Below are 14,289 nucleotides of genomic sequence, written 5' to 3' on the forward strand. Positions count from 1 at the left end.
ACCGCCCGATTCGTCGTCGCGAATGACCATGTGCGCCTGCACCCTTCGATGTACCCGCACCTCGCCCGCTCCGCCGAGGTGCGGGGCACGTACACCCTGTTGGATGGAACCGTGACCGAGAAGAGCCTGCGCCCCCACCGTGACGACGTCCTCCTCGCGGTGGTCAGCGTCGCCGCGGGCCTCGTGTTCTGGTCGCTCGGTGTCTACAGCAGCCCCGGGCGCGGCTCCCTGCCGGCCTGGGCCGCCCTGGTGCCCCTCGTGGTGCTCGGCGCGATGGAGCTGCTGCGCCGCACCGCACCGCAGGTGACCCTGACCGTCGGCACCGTGGGGGTGATCGCCGACCAGTTCACCGTCGGCAGCCTCGCCACCGTCGTGATCTTCACCGACCTGATGTACGCCGCCGTCGTGTACGGAAAACCGGCCATGGCCCGCCGGCTCCCGGTGACGACCGGCCTGATCACCGTCGTCATCACCATCGCCTCGCTGGCCTGGCTGCGCACCCCGCAGGCCCTGCTGATCGGTGCGGTCACCGGCATCGTGAGCTTCGCCCCGGCGCTGACCGGAGCCACCCTGCGCAACCACCGCGAGGCCGCCGAGGCCGCCCGGCTGCGCGCCGAGCAGACGGCGCTGCTGGCCGAAATGGACCGCAGTCAGGCCGTGGCCGCCGAGCGCGCCCGGATGGCCCGGGAGCTGCACGACATGGTGGCCAACCACCTCTCGGCGATCGCCATCCACTCCACCGCCGCGCTCTCCATCGACACGGCGGCGACCAGCCGGGACGCGCTCGGCGTGATCCGCGAGAACAGCGTGCAGGGGCTGGCCGAGATGCGCCGTCTGATCGGGCTGCTGCGGGACGCCGGGGGCGAGCAGGAGGCGGTCGCGGTGCCCACGCTGGACGGCCTCGACGCGCTGATCGGGCAGGCCGGGACGAACGGCGCGGCGAGCGGGCTCACCTTCGTCCTGCACGACGACCGGCCGTCCGGGGAGCCCGCGGCGGCCCCCGTGGAGCTGGCCGCGTACCGGATCGTCCAGGAGTCCCTGACCAACGCCCTCAAGCACGCGGCCCCCGGCAGGGTGACGGTCCGCGTGGCGCACGAGGACGGGCTGTTGAGCGTGGTGGTGGATTCGCCCTACGGGGACCGCCCCGGACCCCGCGCGCCGGGTTCCGGCGCGGGGCTGATCGGCATGAGGGAGCGGACGGAACTGCTGGGTGGGAAGTTCACTGCGGGCCGGGCCGGCAGCGTGTGGCACGTGCGGGCGATCCTGCCCGCCGAGGAGAAGGCGGTGGAGATGTGACCATCCGGGTGGTGGTGGCCGAGGACCAGGCCGCGGTGCGGGCCGGGCTGGTGCTCATCCTGCGCAGCGCGGGCGACATCGAGGTGGCGGGCGAGGCGGCCGACGGGGAGGAGGCGGTGCGCCTGGCCCGGGAGCTGCGGCCGGATCTCGTCCTCATGGACGTGCAGATGCCCCGGCTGGACGGGGTGTCGGCGACCCGCCAGGTGGTCGAGGAGGGGCTGGCGGACGTGCTGGTGCTGACCACCTTCGACCTCGACGAGTACGTCTTCGGGGCGCTGCGGGCGGGCGCCTCCGGCTTCCTGCTGAAGAACGCGGACGCGGCGGAGCTGATGGCGGCCGTACGGACCGTCGCGCGCGGGGAGGGGCTGATCGCCCCGGCGGTCACCAGGCGGCTGATCGCCGAGTTCGCGGCGCCGCGTCCGGCGCGCAGCGGTCCGTCACCGGAGCGGGCGGCGGCGGTCGCCTCCCTCACTCCGCGCGAGCGGGAGGTGCTGGCAGCGCTGGGCGAGGGACTGTCGAACGCCGAGATCGCCGAACGCCTGGGCATGGCGGAGGCGACGGCGAAGACGCACGTCAGCCGCCTGCTCGGCAAGCTGGAGCTGCGCAGCCGACTCCAAGCGGCGGTCCTGGCACAGGAGTTGGGCATCTAGCGGACGGCGGTCGGCACCGGTCTGGACCTCTTGACGGTTGGTCCAGACCTTTCTACTCTCACGGCAACACTGTGGTGAGCGTGCCATGACAAAGCGTGCTCACGGGCGGCGCAGGTCCCACCCCCATGTCGAAGTCGGCCCCACGACCGCGACGGACCTACGGAGGATCACCCTTGAGCACAGCATCCCCACCCCCCACCAGGCGCACCCGGTTCTTCACCAGAGTCGCGGCGGTCGTCGCCGTGCTCGCCCTGCCCGTCACCGGGCTCGTGGCCCTGGCCGGACCGGCCCAGGCCGCCGCGTCCGCGACCGCGACGTACACCAAGGCCTCCGACTGGGGTTCCGGCTTCGAGGGCAAGTGGGTGGTGAAGAACACCGGCACCACCACGCTCAGCAGCTGGACCGTGGAGTGGGACTACCCGGCGGGCACCTCGGTCACCTCGGCCTGGGACGCCACCGTGACGGGCTCGGGTACCCACTGGACGGCCAAGAACGTCGGCTGGAACGGCACCCTCGCCCCCGGGGCGACCGCCAGCTTCGGCTTCAACGGCGCCGGCTCGGGCGCGCCCAGCGGCTGCAAGATCAACGGAGCCTCCTGCGACGGCGGCACCCAGCCCGGCGACAGTCCCCCCACCGCTCCCGGCGCCCCCGCCGCGAGCAACGTCGCCGACACCTCGCTGAGCCTGACCTGGACCCCGGCCACCGACGACAAGGGCGTCAAGAACTACGACGTCTACCGGGGCTCCGCCAAGATCGCCACCGTCACCGGGACCAGCTACGCGGACTCCGGCCTGACCAAGGGCACGACGTACACCTACAGCGTCACCGCCCGCGACACCATCGACCAGACCGGCCCCTCCTCCGGCTCCACCACGGTCACCACGACCGGCGGGGTCATTCCCCCGGACCCGGGCGACAAGGTCAAGCTCGGCTACTTCACCAACTGGGGCGTCTACGGACGCAACTACCACGTGAAGAACCTGGTCAGCTCGGGCACGGCGGGCAAGATCACGCACATCAACTACGCCTTCGGCAACGTCCAGAACGGCCAGTGCACGATCGGTGACGCCTACGCCGACTACGACAAGGCCTACACCGCCGACCAGAGCGTCGACGGCGTCGCCGACACCTGGGACCAGCCGCTGCGCGGCAACTTCAACCAGCTGCGCAAGCTGAAGAAGCAGTACCCGAACATCAAGGTGCTGTGGTCCTTCGGCGGCTGGACCTGGTCCGGCGGCTTCCCGCAGGCCGCCGCCAACCCGACCGCCTTCGCCCAGTCCTGCTACAACCTGGTCGAGGACCCGCGCTGGGCCGACGTCTTCGACGGCATCGACCTGGACTGGGAGTACCCGAACGCCTGCGGCCTGTCCTGCGACACCAGCGGCCCGGCCGCCTTCAAGAACCTGATGCAGGCCGTGAAGGCCCGGTTCGGCGCGAACAACCTGGTCACCGCGGCCATCACGGCCGACGCCTCGGACGGCGGCAAGATCGACAAGGCCGACTACGCGGGCGCCGCGCAGTACACCGACTTCTACAACGTCATGACGTACGACTTCTTCGGCGCCTGGGCGGCCCAGGGCCCGACCGCCCCGCACTCCCCGCTGACCTCGTACGCGGGCATCCCGCAGGCCGGGTTCAACTCGGCCGACGCCATCGCCAAGCTCAAGGCCAAGGGCGTGCCCGGCTCCAAGCTCAACCTCGGCATCGGCTTCTACGGCCGCGGCTGGACCGGCGTCACCCAGGCCGCACCCGGCGGCACCGCCACCGGACCGGCCCCGGGCACGTACGAGCAGGGCATCGAGGACTACAAGGTGCTCAAGAACAGCTGCCCGGCCACCGGCACCGTCGCCGGCACGGCCTACGCCAAGTGCGGCAGCAACTGGTGGAGCTACGACACCCCCGCCACCATCGCCGGCAAGATGACCTGGGCCAAGCAGCAGGGCCTCAGAGGAGCCTTCTACTGGGAGTTCAGCGGCGACACCGCGGGCGGTGAGCTAGCGAACGCGGTCCACACCGGGCTCCAGTAGGAAGACGGAAGCCGGGGAGACGGGTCCGCCCCCGTCTCCCCGGCTTCTCCATGCCGTCCCGCCGTCTTCAGGCCCTACCCCGCCGGGGTGGCGCCCGTTCTAGGCGACGTTGACCCGCTGGCCGGGCGGAGCCGCCTCCAGCCACGCCAGGAAGCCCGTCAGTGCGTCCTCGCTCATCGCCAGCTCCAGGCGGGTCCCCCGGTGGAGACAGCCGAGCACGACGGCGTCGGACAGCAGGGCCAGCTCCTCCTCGCCCTCCGGGGCGCGGCGGGCCAGGACCTCGATGGAGGACCGCTCCAGCAGCCGGCGCGGGCGCGGGGAGTACGAGAACACCCGGAACCACTCGATCCGGTCACCGCTGTAGCGGGCGACCCCGTAGACCCAGCCCTTGCCGGAGATGTCGGGTTCTTCGGACACGCCCCAGCGCATGCTGCAGTCGAAGGTGCCGCCGGACCGCTGGATCAGTCTGCGGCGCAGTCCGAAGACGAACAGCCCGATCACCACCAGGGCTACGACCAGGCCGCTCACAAGCAGAGCGAGGAGCATCTTCACCGACCTCCTCGCTCATCGAATACGCATGAGAAACGGGGGCCCCTCCCAGACGGAGTCCGGGGGAGGACCTGCATCGCCTCAGCCGCGACCCGGTCTGGAAAATTCCAGAACGGACCGCGGCTGAGGTCTGCCGAGTCCCGAAGGTCTCCCCACGGGACCCGGCGGGTGAAACTCCGACGGGCGGTCAGCCCGTTACGGCGCGCAGCCGGACATCCGCGCGACGCTCGGCGGCCGCGTCGGCCTCCGACTTCGCGCGCTCCAGTGCCCGCTCCGCACGCTGGACATCGATCTCGTCCGCGAGCTCGGCGATCTCGGCCAGCAGGGACAGCTTGTTGTCCGCGAACGAGATGAATCCGCCGTGCACCGCGGCGATGACAGTGTTGCCCTCGCTGGTGCGGATGGTCACCGGGCCCGATTCCAGCACACCGAGAAGCGGCTGGTGACCGGGCATGACGCCGATGTCGCCGGACGTGGTGCGGGCGACAACAAGGGTGGCCTCGCCGGACCAGACATTGCGGTCCGCCGCGACCAGCTCGACGTGCAGCTCAGCAGCCAAGGTGGCTCCTCGGGTCACCACCCGGCGGGTCGGCCGGGTGTTGGGTCAAATTCTAATGGGCGTGGGGAGAGGGACGGGACACACCCGCCCCTCTCCTGCGAAACCTGCGAACCGAATGCGCTCCTCGCGGAGCGCGCCGGATCAGGAGACGCCCAGCTCCTTGGCGTTGGCCTTCAGGTCCTCGATGCCACCGCACAGGAAGAACGCCTGCTCGGGGAAGTGGTCGTAGTCACCGTCGCAGATCGCGTTGAACGCGGTGATCGACTCGTCGAGCGGAACGTCCGAACCGTCCACACCGGTGAACTGCTTCGCCACGTGGGTGTTCTGCGACAGGAAGCGCTCGACACGACGGGCACGGTGGACAACGAGCTTGTCCTCCTCGCCCAGCTCGTCGATACCGAGGATCGCGATGATGTCCTGGAGGTCCTTGTACTTCTGCAGGATCCCCTTGACGCGCATCGCCGTGGCGTAGTGGTCCGCCGCGATGTACCGCGGGTCGAGGATGCGGGACGTGGAGTCCAGCGGGTCCACGGCCGGGTAGATGCCCTTCTCGGAGATCGGACGGGAGAGAACCGTCGTCGCGTCGAGGTGGGCGAAGGTGGTCGCCGGCGCCGGGTCGGTCAGGTCGTCCGCGGGGACGTAGATCGCCTGCATCGAGGTGATCGAGTGACCACGGGTCGAGGTGATGCGCTCCTGGAGGAGACCCATCTCGTCAGCCAGGTTCGGCTGGTAACCCACCGCGGAGGGCATACGGCCGAGCAGGGTCGACACCTCGGAACCCGCCTGGGTGTACCGGAAGATGTTGTCGATGAAGAAGAGCACGTCCTGCTTCTGCACATCGCGGAAGTACTCCGCCATGGTCAGACCGGCCAGGGCGACGCGCAGACGGGTGCCCGGGGGCTCGTCCATCTGGCCGAAGACGAGCGCCGTCTTGTCGATGACGCCGGAGTCGGCCATCTCCTCGATGAGGTCGTTGCCCTCACGGGTACGCTCACCGACGCCCGCGAAGACCGACACACCGTCGTGGTTGTTGGCGACGCGGTAGATCATTTCCTGGATCAGAACGGTCTTGCCGACACCGGCACCACCGAACAGACCGATCTTTCCACCCTTGACGTACGGGGTGAGAAGGTCGATGACCTTGACGCCGGTCTCGAACATCTCGGTCTTCGACTCGAGCTCGTCGAAGCGGGGCGCCTTGCGGTGGATCGGCCAGCGCTCGGTGACGTTGGCGTTCTCCTCCGGGTAGTTCAGCACCTCACCCAGGGTGTTGAAGACCTTGCCCTTGGTGAAGTCGCCGACGGGGACGGTGATGCCCTCGCCCGTGTCGGTCACCGGGGCCTGGCGGACCAGACCGTCGGTCGGCTGCATCGAGATGGTACGGACGAGGCCGTCACCCAGGTGCTGCGCGACCTCAAGGGTCAGGGTCTTCAGCGCGCCGTCCTCGGCCGGGTCGGTGACCTGGACCTTCAGCGCGTTGTAGATGTCGGGCATGGCGTCGACGGGGAACTCCACGTCGACGACCGGGCCGATGACCCGGGCGACGCGGCCCGTGGCGGCGGCCGTCTCAACAGAGGTCGTCATTACTTGTCACTCCCCGCGGTCGCGTCAGCCATGGCGCTCGCGCCACCGACGATCTCGCTGATTTCCTGGGTGATTTCGGCCTGGCGGGCCGCGTTGGCAAGCCGGGAGAGGCTCTTGATGAGGTCTCCGGCGTTGTCGGTCGCCGCCTTCATCGCGCGGCGGCGGGCGGCGTGCTCGGAAGCGGCCGACTGCAGCAGTGCGTTGTAGATGCGGCTTTCGACGTAGCGCGGCAGAAGGGCGTCGAGGACGTCCTCCGCCGACGGCTCGAAGTCGAACAGCGGAAGGATCTCGCCCTTCGCGCCGGTCTCCTCCTGAGCCTGGTCAAGGCTGAGCGGCAGCATCCGGCCGTCGACCGGGTTCTGCGTCATCATCGACACGAATTCCGTGTAGACGATGTGCAGCTCGTCGACGCCACCCTCGGCCGTCTCGGTCTGGATGGCTTCGATCAGCGGCCCGGCGACGCGCTTGGCGTCGGCGTAGGCCGGGCTGTCGGTGAAGCCGGTCCACGAATCCGCGACCTTGCGCTCGCGGAAGCCGTAGTAGGCCAGGCCCTTGCGGCCGACGATGTAGGTGTCGACGTCCTTGCCCTCAGCACGCAGCCGCTCGGTGAGCCGCTCCGCCTGCTTGATGGCGTTCGAGGAGTAGCCGCCGGCCAGACCGCGGTCGCTCGTGATGAGCAGGATCGCGGCACGGGTCGGCGTCTCGACCTCGGTGGTCAGGGCGTGCTTGGTGTTCGAACCGGTCGCCACCGCGGTCACCGCACGGGTGAGCTCGGTCGCGTACGGCATCGACGCCGCCACCTTGCGCTGCGCCTTGACGATGCGCGAGGCGGCGATCATCTCCATCGCCTTGGTGATCTTCTTGGTCGCCGTGATGGCACGGATGCGACGCTTGTAGACCCGGAGCTGCGCTCCCATGAGTCAGGTCCCTTCCGTCGTCACTTGGAGACGTTGACGGCCGGTGCGTCCTCGCCCAGGAGCTTGCCGTCCGAGGTCTCGAACTGGCGCTTGAAGGCCGCAATGGCGTCAGCGATCGAGCCCAGGGTGTCGTCCGACATCTTGCCGCCGTCGGCGATGGAGGTGAGGAGGTCCTTGCGCTCGCGGCGCAGGTGCTCCAGCAGCTCCGACTCGAAGCGACGGATGTCGTTGACCGGGACGTCGTCCATCTTGCCGGTGGTGCCGGCCCAGACGGAGATGACCTGCTCCTCGACGGGCATCGGCTGGTACTGGCCCTGCTTCAGCAGCTCGACCAGACGCTTGCCGCGCTCCAGCGAAGCCTTCGACGCGGCGTCCAGGTCGGAACCGAAGGCGGCGAACGCCTCCAGCTCGCGGTACTGGGCCAGGTCCAGGCGCAGACGGCCGGAAACCTGCTTCATGGCCTTGTGCTGGGCGGAGCCACCGACGCGGGAGACCGAGATACCGACGTTCAGCGCCGGGCGCTGGCCCGCGTTGAACAGGTCGGACTCCAGGAAGCACTGGCCGTCGGTGATGGAGATGACGTTGGTCGGGATGAACGCCGACACGTCGTTCGCCTTGGTCTCGACGATCGGCAGACCGGTCATCGAACCGGCACCCATGTCGTCGGACAGCTTCGCGCAGCGCTCCAGCAGACGGGAGTGCAGGTAGAAGACGTCACCCGGGTAGGCCTCACGGCCCGGCGGGCGGCGCAGCAGCAGCGACACGGCGCGGTAGGCGTCGGCCTGCTTCGACAGGTCGTCGAAGATGATCAGGACGTGCTTGCCGGCGTACATCCAGTGCTGGCCGATGGCGGAACCGGTGTACGGCGCCAGGTACTTGAAGCCGGCCGGGTCGGACGCCGGGGCGGCGACGATCGTCGTGTACTCGAGCGCGCCGGCGTCTTCCAGGGCGCCGCGAACGGACGCGATGGTCGAGCCCTTCTGGCCGATGGCGACGTAGATGCAGCGAACCTGCTTGTTCACGTCGCCAGAGCGCCAGTTGTCGCGCTGGTTGATGATCGTGTCGACGGCCAGGGCGGTCTTACCCGTCTGGCGGTCACCGATGATCAGCTGACGCTGACCGCGGCCGACCGGCACCATGGCGTCGATGGCCTTGTAGCCGGTCTGCATCGGCTCGTGGACGGACTTACGGACCATGACGCCGGGAGCCTGGAGCTCCAGGGCGCGACGGCCTTCGGTCGCGATCTCGCCGAGACCGTCGATCGGGTTGCCGAGCGGGTCGACGACGCGGCCGAGGTAGCCCTCGCCGACGCCGACCGAGAGCACCTCACCGGTGCGCTGCACCGGCTGGCCCTCCTCGATACCGCTGAACTCGCCGAGGACGACCGCACCGATCTCGCGCTCCTCGAGGTTGAGGGCGAGACCGAGGGTGCCGTCCTCGAACTTCAGCAGCTCGTTCGCCATGGCGGAGGGCAGGCCCTCCACCTTCGCGATGCCGTCGCCGGCAACGCTGACCGTTCCGACCTCCTCGCGCGAGGCCGCGTCCGGCTGGTACGACTGGACAAAGTTCTCCAGTGCGTCCCGGATCTCCTCCGGCCGGATCGTGAGCTCCGCCATCTGGGTTCCCTGCTCTCCTTGTTGGGCCTGAAGCTTCTTAGGGGTCTGGGGGTGACCCCCAGGAATCTTCTGCAAGTTCTGCACGGCCCAACCGGGCCGCTAGGAATGCTTCTGTTCTTTTGGTGGCCGGTCAGCCGGCCATGCGGCGCGACGCCTCGTCGAGGCGGTCCGCGATGGTGCCGTCGATGACCTCGTCGCCGACACGCACCGAGATCCCGCCGAGGACCTCGGGGTCCACGTCGAGGTTCAGGTGCATCTGCCGGCCGTACAGCTTGGCCAGCACCGCGCCGAGACGCTGCTTCTGCACGTCGCTGAGCGGAACCGCGCTGGTCACGGTGGCGACCATGCGGTTGCGGCGCTCGGCGGCGAGCGTGGAAAGGGACTCGAGTCCCGCTTCCAGGCTACGTCCACGCGGGTGCGTGACAAGACGGATCACCAGGCGCTCGGTGACGGCGTTCACCTTGCCGCCGAGCAGGCTGCGCAGCAGCTGGCTCTTGGCGGAGGCGGTCGCCGCGCGGTCGGTCAGCGCGGCACGCAGCTCGGTGTTCGAGGACACGATCCGGCCGAAGCGGAAGACCTCGTCCTCGACGTTGTCGAGTGCGCCACCCTGCTGGGCGGCCGTGAGGTCGGCGGTGGCCGCCAGCTCCTCCAGCGCGTCCACCAGGTCGCGGGACTGCGACCAGCGGGACCGGGCCATGCCGGACACCAGGTCGAGGGTCTCCCCGCCGACCTGACCTCCGAGCAGCCGGGCAACCAGCTCGGCCTTGGCCTCGCCGGACTGCGCCGGGTCCGTGATGACCCGACGCAGCGAGACCTCACGGTCGAGCAGCGCGGTGACAGCGGCCAGCTCACCGGCGAGCTTCGCCGCGTCGACGGACGTGTTGTCCGTCAGCGCGTCGAGACGCTCGCGCGCGGAGGCCAGCGCCTCGCGGCTCGCTCCGTTCATCGGGCCGCCTCGGCCTTCTCCTCAAGCTCGCTGAGGAAGCGGTCGATGGTGCGGCTCTGCCGGGCGTGGTCCTCGAGGGACTCACCGACGAGCTTGCCGGCCAGGTCGGTGGCAAGCTTGCCGACGTCCTGACGCAGCGCCTGCGAGGCTGCCTTGCGGTCTGCCGCGATCTGGGCGTGGCCGGCAGCGATGATCTCCTCACGCTGCCGCTGGCCCTCTGCGCGCAGTTCTTCCTTCAGCGCAGTGCCCTGCTCCAGCGCTTCCTGGCGCAGGCGCGCGGCCTCGTGCCGGGCCTCGGCGAGCTGGGCCTTGTACTGCTCCAGGACGCTCTGAGCCTCGGTCTGAGCGGCTTCCGCCTTCTCGATACCGCCCTCGATGGCCTCGCGGCGCTCTTCCAGAACCTTGTTGATGTTCGGGAGGAGCTTCTTCGCAAGGAATCCGAAGACGATGACGAAGGCGATCAGACCGATGACGAGCTCGGGGAGCGGCGGGATGAGAGGACTCTGAACTTCCTCGGCCGCGAGAACCATGAGGTTCACATCAGTGCCTTTCGTCTAGTGGTTGGTCGTGAATCCGAAGATCACGTGCCGTAGACGAACGGCATGACCAGACCGATGAGGGCGAGCGCCTCACAGAAGGCGAAGCCGAGGATCTGGTTGGCGCGGATCAGACCGGCAGCCTCGGGCTGACGGGCGAGGGCCTGGGTGCCGTTACCGAAGATGATGCCGACGCCGACGCCCGGGCCGATGGCAGCGAGGCCGTAACCGATGGAGCCGAGGGAGCCGCTGACGGCAGCAAGGGTCTGGGACATGCCAGTTCTTCCTTCTCTTTCACGGACCGGTGGGGGTTGGCCACCGGACGAATAAGGGACTCAGGGGTTGGCGGTCAGTGGTGCTCGGCGAGCGCGCCCTGAATGAAGCTGCAGGCCAGGAGGACGAAGACGTACGCCTGGACGGCCTGGATGAAGAGCTCGAAGGCGGTCATCACCAGGACCATGATGAACGAGACGCCGGCGTAGGCGATGCCGATGCCGTTCAGCAGGTACCAGCTGGCGATCGTGAAGAGCAGCAGCAGGGTGTGACCGGCGAACATGTTCGCGAACAGTCGGACCGCGTGGGTGAAGGGGCGGACCAGGACGTTCGAGAAGAACTCGATGACCATGACCATCGGGAGGACCGGGCCGAGCGACTTGTCGTAGCCGGTCAGGTTCTTGAAGCCCCCGACGAAGCCGTGACGCTTGAAGGTCACGCTCATCCAGATCACGTACACGATGGCCGCAAGGGCCACGGGGTACGCGATGATCGCGGTCACCGGGAACTGGGCCAGCGGAATGATGGACCAGAGGTTCATCATCCAGACGAAGAAGAAGATCGAGACCATCAGGGGGACGTACTTCTCGCCCTCCTTCTTGCCCAGCGTCTCGTAGACGATGCCGCGGCGCACGAAGTCGTAGCCGGCCTCGGCGACCATCTGCAGCTTGCCCGGGACGACCTTCGGCTTCCGGAACGCGGCCCAGAAGAAGCCGACGATGATGACCGAGCCCAGCAGGGCCAGGAGCATCGTCTTGTTGAAGTACAGGCTGCTGTCCGCGTCACCGAAGATCGGCTCGAACAGGAACGAGTGCAGGCCGGGAGCCGGGAAGCCACAACCGTCGAAAATGTGGCAATCGGTCTCGAAGGCGAGCACCGTCGTCGGGTCAGCACTCACCGCGGGCTCCTTCAGCGTGGCGCATAGGTACGGCAACCTCGTTGTGTCGGCGCGGCGCACAGCCGCTGTTCGGCACTGGACTGGTGTTACGGATGATGGGGCGGCGATCAGGCATCGAGCCTCGCGATGGGACAGGCGTCAGCTCAGATGCCCGCGCCCGCAGTGCCGCAGTTGGCACCGGACGATAGCAGGATCTCGAACGCCCACTTATCCCGGCCCTACCCTTCACGACTTCGATCCCGGATTTTCGGGCTTGTCGCCCTTCACCGAGTCGGGTTCGACGTAAAGGATCTTGGCCTTCATGTGGGCACGCGTCTGCGCGGCGATCCACACCAGGGTGGTGGCGACGAGCGTGATGGCGAAGGCCTTGGGGTTGAACAGCGTCGTGTTCTTGAACGCCGCGACAAAGACGAAAAGCAGCAGGATCTGGGCCGTGTAGAGCATGAGCCCCATGGCCTGGAAGAGGTGCGGAAGCGATTTCGCCGTGCGCTGCAGAACGACGAATCCGATGCCCATGAACAGGATCACGACCAGCGTCGCGACGATCGCACCGACCGCACCCTTGCTGCCGACGACAAACCCACTGATCAACGCGGCGAGTGCGCCGGCGACGGCCGTGGGCACGGCGGCTTGCAGAAGGGATCGGACGTCATCTGACCGCATGGCGGTTTGCTCCGCGTGGTGGTGGGGGCACTGGACTCGTACGGGACGAGCGTAAGCCCGGTCCGAGAGTGAACCTCGGGCCGAGTGACCGTCGCACTACGGTCCTTCGGCTCTGTCGCCGGGTTTAGTGAACGGTATCACAAACTATTTGATGAGAGCTTTACCTGCTGGGTGTGCCGACTGTCACACATGAGAGTGAACGCGCCCGTGTGTGCGCGACGGTGGGGCACCTTGTCTGCTATTGGCACCCCACGTCCGGAATGCGCGCTCGGGTATGCCTGCTCGATCGGGGACGCCGAAAGCGCGGGCTTGACCGCGCGCACGCCCGTGGGCCCCGCATCGCACGGGGACCACGGCACGTCATCGGTAGATCGGATCAGTCGGCTCGGCCGGGTCAGCACCCGTTGTGCCCGCGTCAGCGCGTGGATTCGGCCTTGCGGCGCTCGGGGAAGCGTGAGCGGGGGCCCACGGCGGTCGCGCCGTTGACGCCCGAGACGCCTGCGGCGATCGGCCGGGCGGGCTGCGGCTCGGCGCCCGAGGCGTCCCGTGCCGCCGCCTCCGCGGCCGCCTCGGCCGCGCGTGCGGAGTGCCGGTAGCGCGGCGGGACCAGGCGCTCGGCCCAGGCCGGGGTGCGCGGCGTGAAGCGCGGCAGGAGCAGCAGGAACAGGCCCACCGCGCTGAGCACGGCGATCACGAGCACGATCCACATCGCGGCGGAGTGCACGGAGTAGGCCACGGTGCCGAAGGCGATCAGGCCCGACCAGAAGTACATGATCAGGACCGCGCGGCTGTGCGAGTGGCCGAGTTCCAGCAGCCGGTGGTGCAGGTGGCCGCGGTCGGCCGCGAACGGCGACTGGCCGTTCCACGTACGCCGCACGATGGCCAGGATGAGGTCGGCCATCGGGATCGCGATGACCGTCAGGGGCAGGATCAGCGGGATGTAGGCGGGCAGCATCGCGTGCGTCGCGTTGCGCTCACCACCGGCGAACAGGGCCAGCGCGTCCGGGTCGACCTGACCCGTCAGGGAGATCGCCGCGGCGGCCAGGACCAGGCCGATGAGCATCGAGCCGGAGTCACCCATGAAGATCCGCGCAGGGTGCATGTTGTGCGGCAGGAAGCCCAGGCACATGCCCATCAGGATCGCGGCGAAGAGGGTCGCGGGGGCCGCGGACTCGATCCCGTAGCCGAACCAGATCCGGTAGGCGTACAGGAAGAGCGCGGCGGCGGCGATGCAGACCATGCCCGCGGCGAGGCCGTCGAGGCCGTCCACGAAGTTCACCGCGTTGATGGTGATGACGACGAGCGCCACCGTGAGCAGGTTGCCCTGCCACTGGGTGAGCGGGACCGTGCCGATGAAGGGGACCGGGATCCACAGGATCGTAAGACCCTGCATGACCATCACGCCGGCGGAGATCATCTGCGCGCCGAGCTTGATCAGGGCGTCGATCTCGAACTTGTCGTCCAGCACGCCGATCAGCCAGATCAGGGCGGCGCCGGAGAGCAGTGCGCGCGGTTCGTTCGACTTCTCGAAGACCGCGTTGAGGTTCTGCAGGTGGTCGGCGACCAGCAGGCCCGCGCACAGGCCGCCGAACATCGCGATCCCGCCGAGGCGCGGCGTCGGCTCGCGGTGCACGTCGCGGGCGCGGATCTCCGGCATGGCCCCGGCCGCGATCGCGAACTTCCGCACGGGCCCGGTCAGCAGGTAGGTCACCGCGACCGTGACGCAAAGCGTCAGCAGATATTCACGCACTGGCTGCCCCAGATGTATCGCCGGC

General features: G+C 68.7%; 14 protein-coding genes. 3 read left to right on the forward strand and 11 right to left on the reverse strand.

The features are described 5' to 3' along the window. Window positions 1-99 precede the first annotated feature (99 nt). The 3 genes from E6U81_RS26115 (at window position 100) to E6U81_RS26125 (ending at window position 3,973) form a co-directional block, all read left to right on the forward strand. Window positions 100-1,296 (forward strand): histidine kinase, encoded by a 1,197-nt coding sequence (locus E6U81_RS26115; protein ID WP_240804029.1) that lies wholly within the window; start codon window positions 100-102, stop codon window positions 1,294-1,296. Further along, window positions 1,293-1,946, forward strand: a complete 654-nt coding sequence (locus E6U81_RS26120; protein ID WP_136232535.1) for a response regulator transcription factor — start codon at window positions 1,293-1,295, stop codon at window positions 1,944-1,946. Before E6U81_RS26115 ends, E6U81_RS26120 begins: the two co-directional genes overlap by 4 nt. 125 nt (window positions 1,947-2,071) lie before the next feature. After that, on the forward strand, window positions 2,072-3,973 hold the full coding sequence (locus E6U81_RS26125) for a glycoside hydrolase family 18 chitinase (RefSeq protein ID WP_136232536.1): 1,902 nt from the start codon (window positions 2,072-2,074) through the stop codon (window positions 3,971-3,973). Between the two features lie 99 nt (window positions 3,974-4,072). On the opposite strand, the gene E6U81_RS26130 is transcribed toward E6U81_RS26125, so the two are convergent. The 11 genes from E6U81_RS26130 to E6U81_RS26180 form a co-directional block, all read right to left on the reverse strand. Further along, window positions 4,073-4,519 (reverse strand): DUF2550 domain-containing protein, encoded by a 447-nt coding sequence (locus E6U81_RS26130; RefSeq protein ID WP_030660312.1) that lies wholly within the window; start codon window positions 4,517-4,519, stop codon window positions 4,073-4,075. A 190-nt stretch (window positions 4,520-4,709) separates the two neighbouring features. Continuing rightward, entirely contained in the window at window positions 4,710-5,081 is a 372-nt protein-coding gene (locus tag E6U81_RS26135) for a F0F1 ATP synthase subunit epsilon (RefSeq protein ID WP_030660309.1), read from the reverse strand. 141 nt (window positions 5,082-5,222) lie between these two features. Then, entirely contained in the window at window positions 5,223-6,665 is a 1,443-nt protein-coding gene (atpD, locus tag E6U81_RS26140) for a F0F1 ATP synthase subunit beta (protein WP_136232537.1), read from the reverse strand. Then, a complete protein-coding gene (locus E6U81_RS26145) occupies window positions 6,665-7,582 on the reverse strand; it encodes a F0F1 ATP synthase subunit gamma (protein WP_136232538.1) in 918 nt (305 codons plus the stop codon). The genes atpD and E6U81_RS26145 overlap by 1 nt, the downstream gene beginning before the upstream one ends. 20 nt (window positions 7,583-7,602) lie before the next feature. After that, window positions 7,603-9,198, reverse strand: a complete 1,596-nt coding sequence (atpA, locus tag E6U81_RS26150) for a F0F1 ATP synthase subunit alpha (protein ID WP_136232539.1) — start codon at window positions 9,196-9,198, stop codon at window positions 7,603-7,605. A gap of 130 nt (window positions 9,199-9,328) precedes the next feature. Continuing rightward, window positions 9,329-10,144 carry a F0F1 ATP synthase subunit delta gene (locus tag E6U81_RS26155; protein WP_136232540.1) on the reverse strand — a complete coding sequence of 272 codons (816 nt, stop codon included), beginning with the start codon at window positions 10,142-10,144 and terminating at the stop codon, window positions 9,329-9,331. Then, a complete protein-coding gene (locus E6U81_RS26160) occupies window positions 10,141-10,683 on the reverse strand; it encodes a F0F1 ATP synthase subunit B (protein WP_051873099.1) in 543 nt (180 codons plus the stop codon). Before E6U81_RS26160 ends, E6U81_RS26155 begins: the two co-directional genes overlap by 4 nt. A 41-nt stretch (window positions 10,684-10,724) precedes the next feature. Beyond that, window positions 10,725-10,955, reverse strand: a complete 231-nt coding sequence (gene atpE, locus E6U81_RS26165; RefSeq protein ID WP_028804225.1) for an ATP synthase F0 subunit C — start codon at window positions 10,953-10,955, stop codon at window positions 10,725-10,727. A 74-nt stretch (window positions 10,956-11,029) separates the two neighbouring features. Then, complete coding sequence (gene atpB, locus E6U81_RS26170) at window positions 11,030-11,866, reverse strand: F0F1 ATP synthase subunit A (RefSeq protein WP_168714746.1); 837 nt, start codon at window positions 11,864-11,866, stop codon at window positions 11,030-11,032. A gap of 210 nt (window positions 11,867-12,076) precedes the next feature. After that, window positions 12,077-12,514, reverse strand: a complete 438-nt coding sequence (locus tag E6U81_RS26175; RefSeq protein ID WP_136232542.1) for a hypothetical protein — start codon at window positions 12,512-12,514, stop codon at window positions 12,077-12,079. 415 nt (window positions 12,515-12,929) lie between these two features. Then, on the reverse strand, window positions 12,930-14,264 hold the full coding sequence (locus tag E6U81_RS26180; protein ID WP_240804027.1) for an undecaprenyl/decaprenyl-phosphate alpha-N-acetylglucosaminyl 1-phosphate transferase: 1,335 nt from the start codon (window positions 14,262-14,264) through the stop codon (window positions 12,930-12,932). Between the last annotated feature and the right edge of the window lie 25 nt (window positions 14,265-14,289).

The organism is Streptomyces sp. A0592 (assembly GCF_004795115.1).
GTDB classification, from domain to species: domain Bacteria; phylum Actinomycetota; class Actinomycetes; order Streptomycetales; family Streptomycetaceae; genus Streptomyces; species Streptomyces erythrochromogenes.

Excerpts from the sequence above, each read along its gene's own strand:
- E6U81_RS26130 (WP_030660312.1), bottom strand. The coding sequence starts at position 4,519 with ATGCTCCTCGCTCTGCTTGTGAGCGGCCTGGTCGTAGCCCTGGTGGTG.
- atpE (WP_028804225.1), bottom strand. The coding sequence starts at position 10,955 with ATGTCCCAGACCCTTGCTGCCGTCAGCGGCTCCCTCGGCTCCATCGGT.
- E6U81_RS26145 (WP_136232538.1), bottom strand. The coding sequence starts at position 7,582 with ATGGGAGCGCAGCTCCGGGTCTACAAGCGTCGCATCCGTGCCATCACG.
- E6U81_RS26155 (WP_136232540.1), bottom strand. The coding sequence starts at position 10,144 with ATGAACGGAGCGAGCCGCGAGGCGCTGGCCTCCGCGCGCGAGCGTCTC.
- E6U81_RS26125 (WP_136232536.1), top strand. The coding sequence starts at position 2,072 with ATGTCGAAGTCGGCCCCACGACCGCGACGGACCTACGGAGGATCACCC.
- atpD (WP_136232537.1), bottom strand. The coding sequence starts at position 6,665 with ATGACGACCTCTGTTGAGACGGCCGCCGCCACGGGCCGCGTCGCCCGG.
- E6U81_RS26175 (WP_136232542.1), bottom strand. The coding sequence starts at position 12,514 with ATGCGGTCAGATGACGTCCGATCCCTTCTGCAAGCCGCCGTGCCCACG.
- atpA (WP_136232539.1), bottom strand. The coding sequence starts at position 9,198 with ATGGCGGAGCTCACGATCCGGCCGGAGGAGATCCGGGACGCACTGGAG.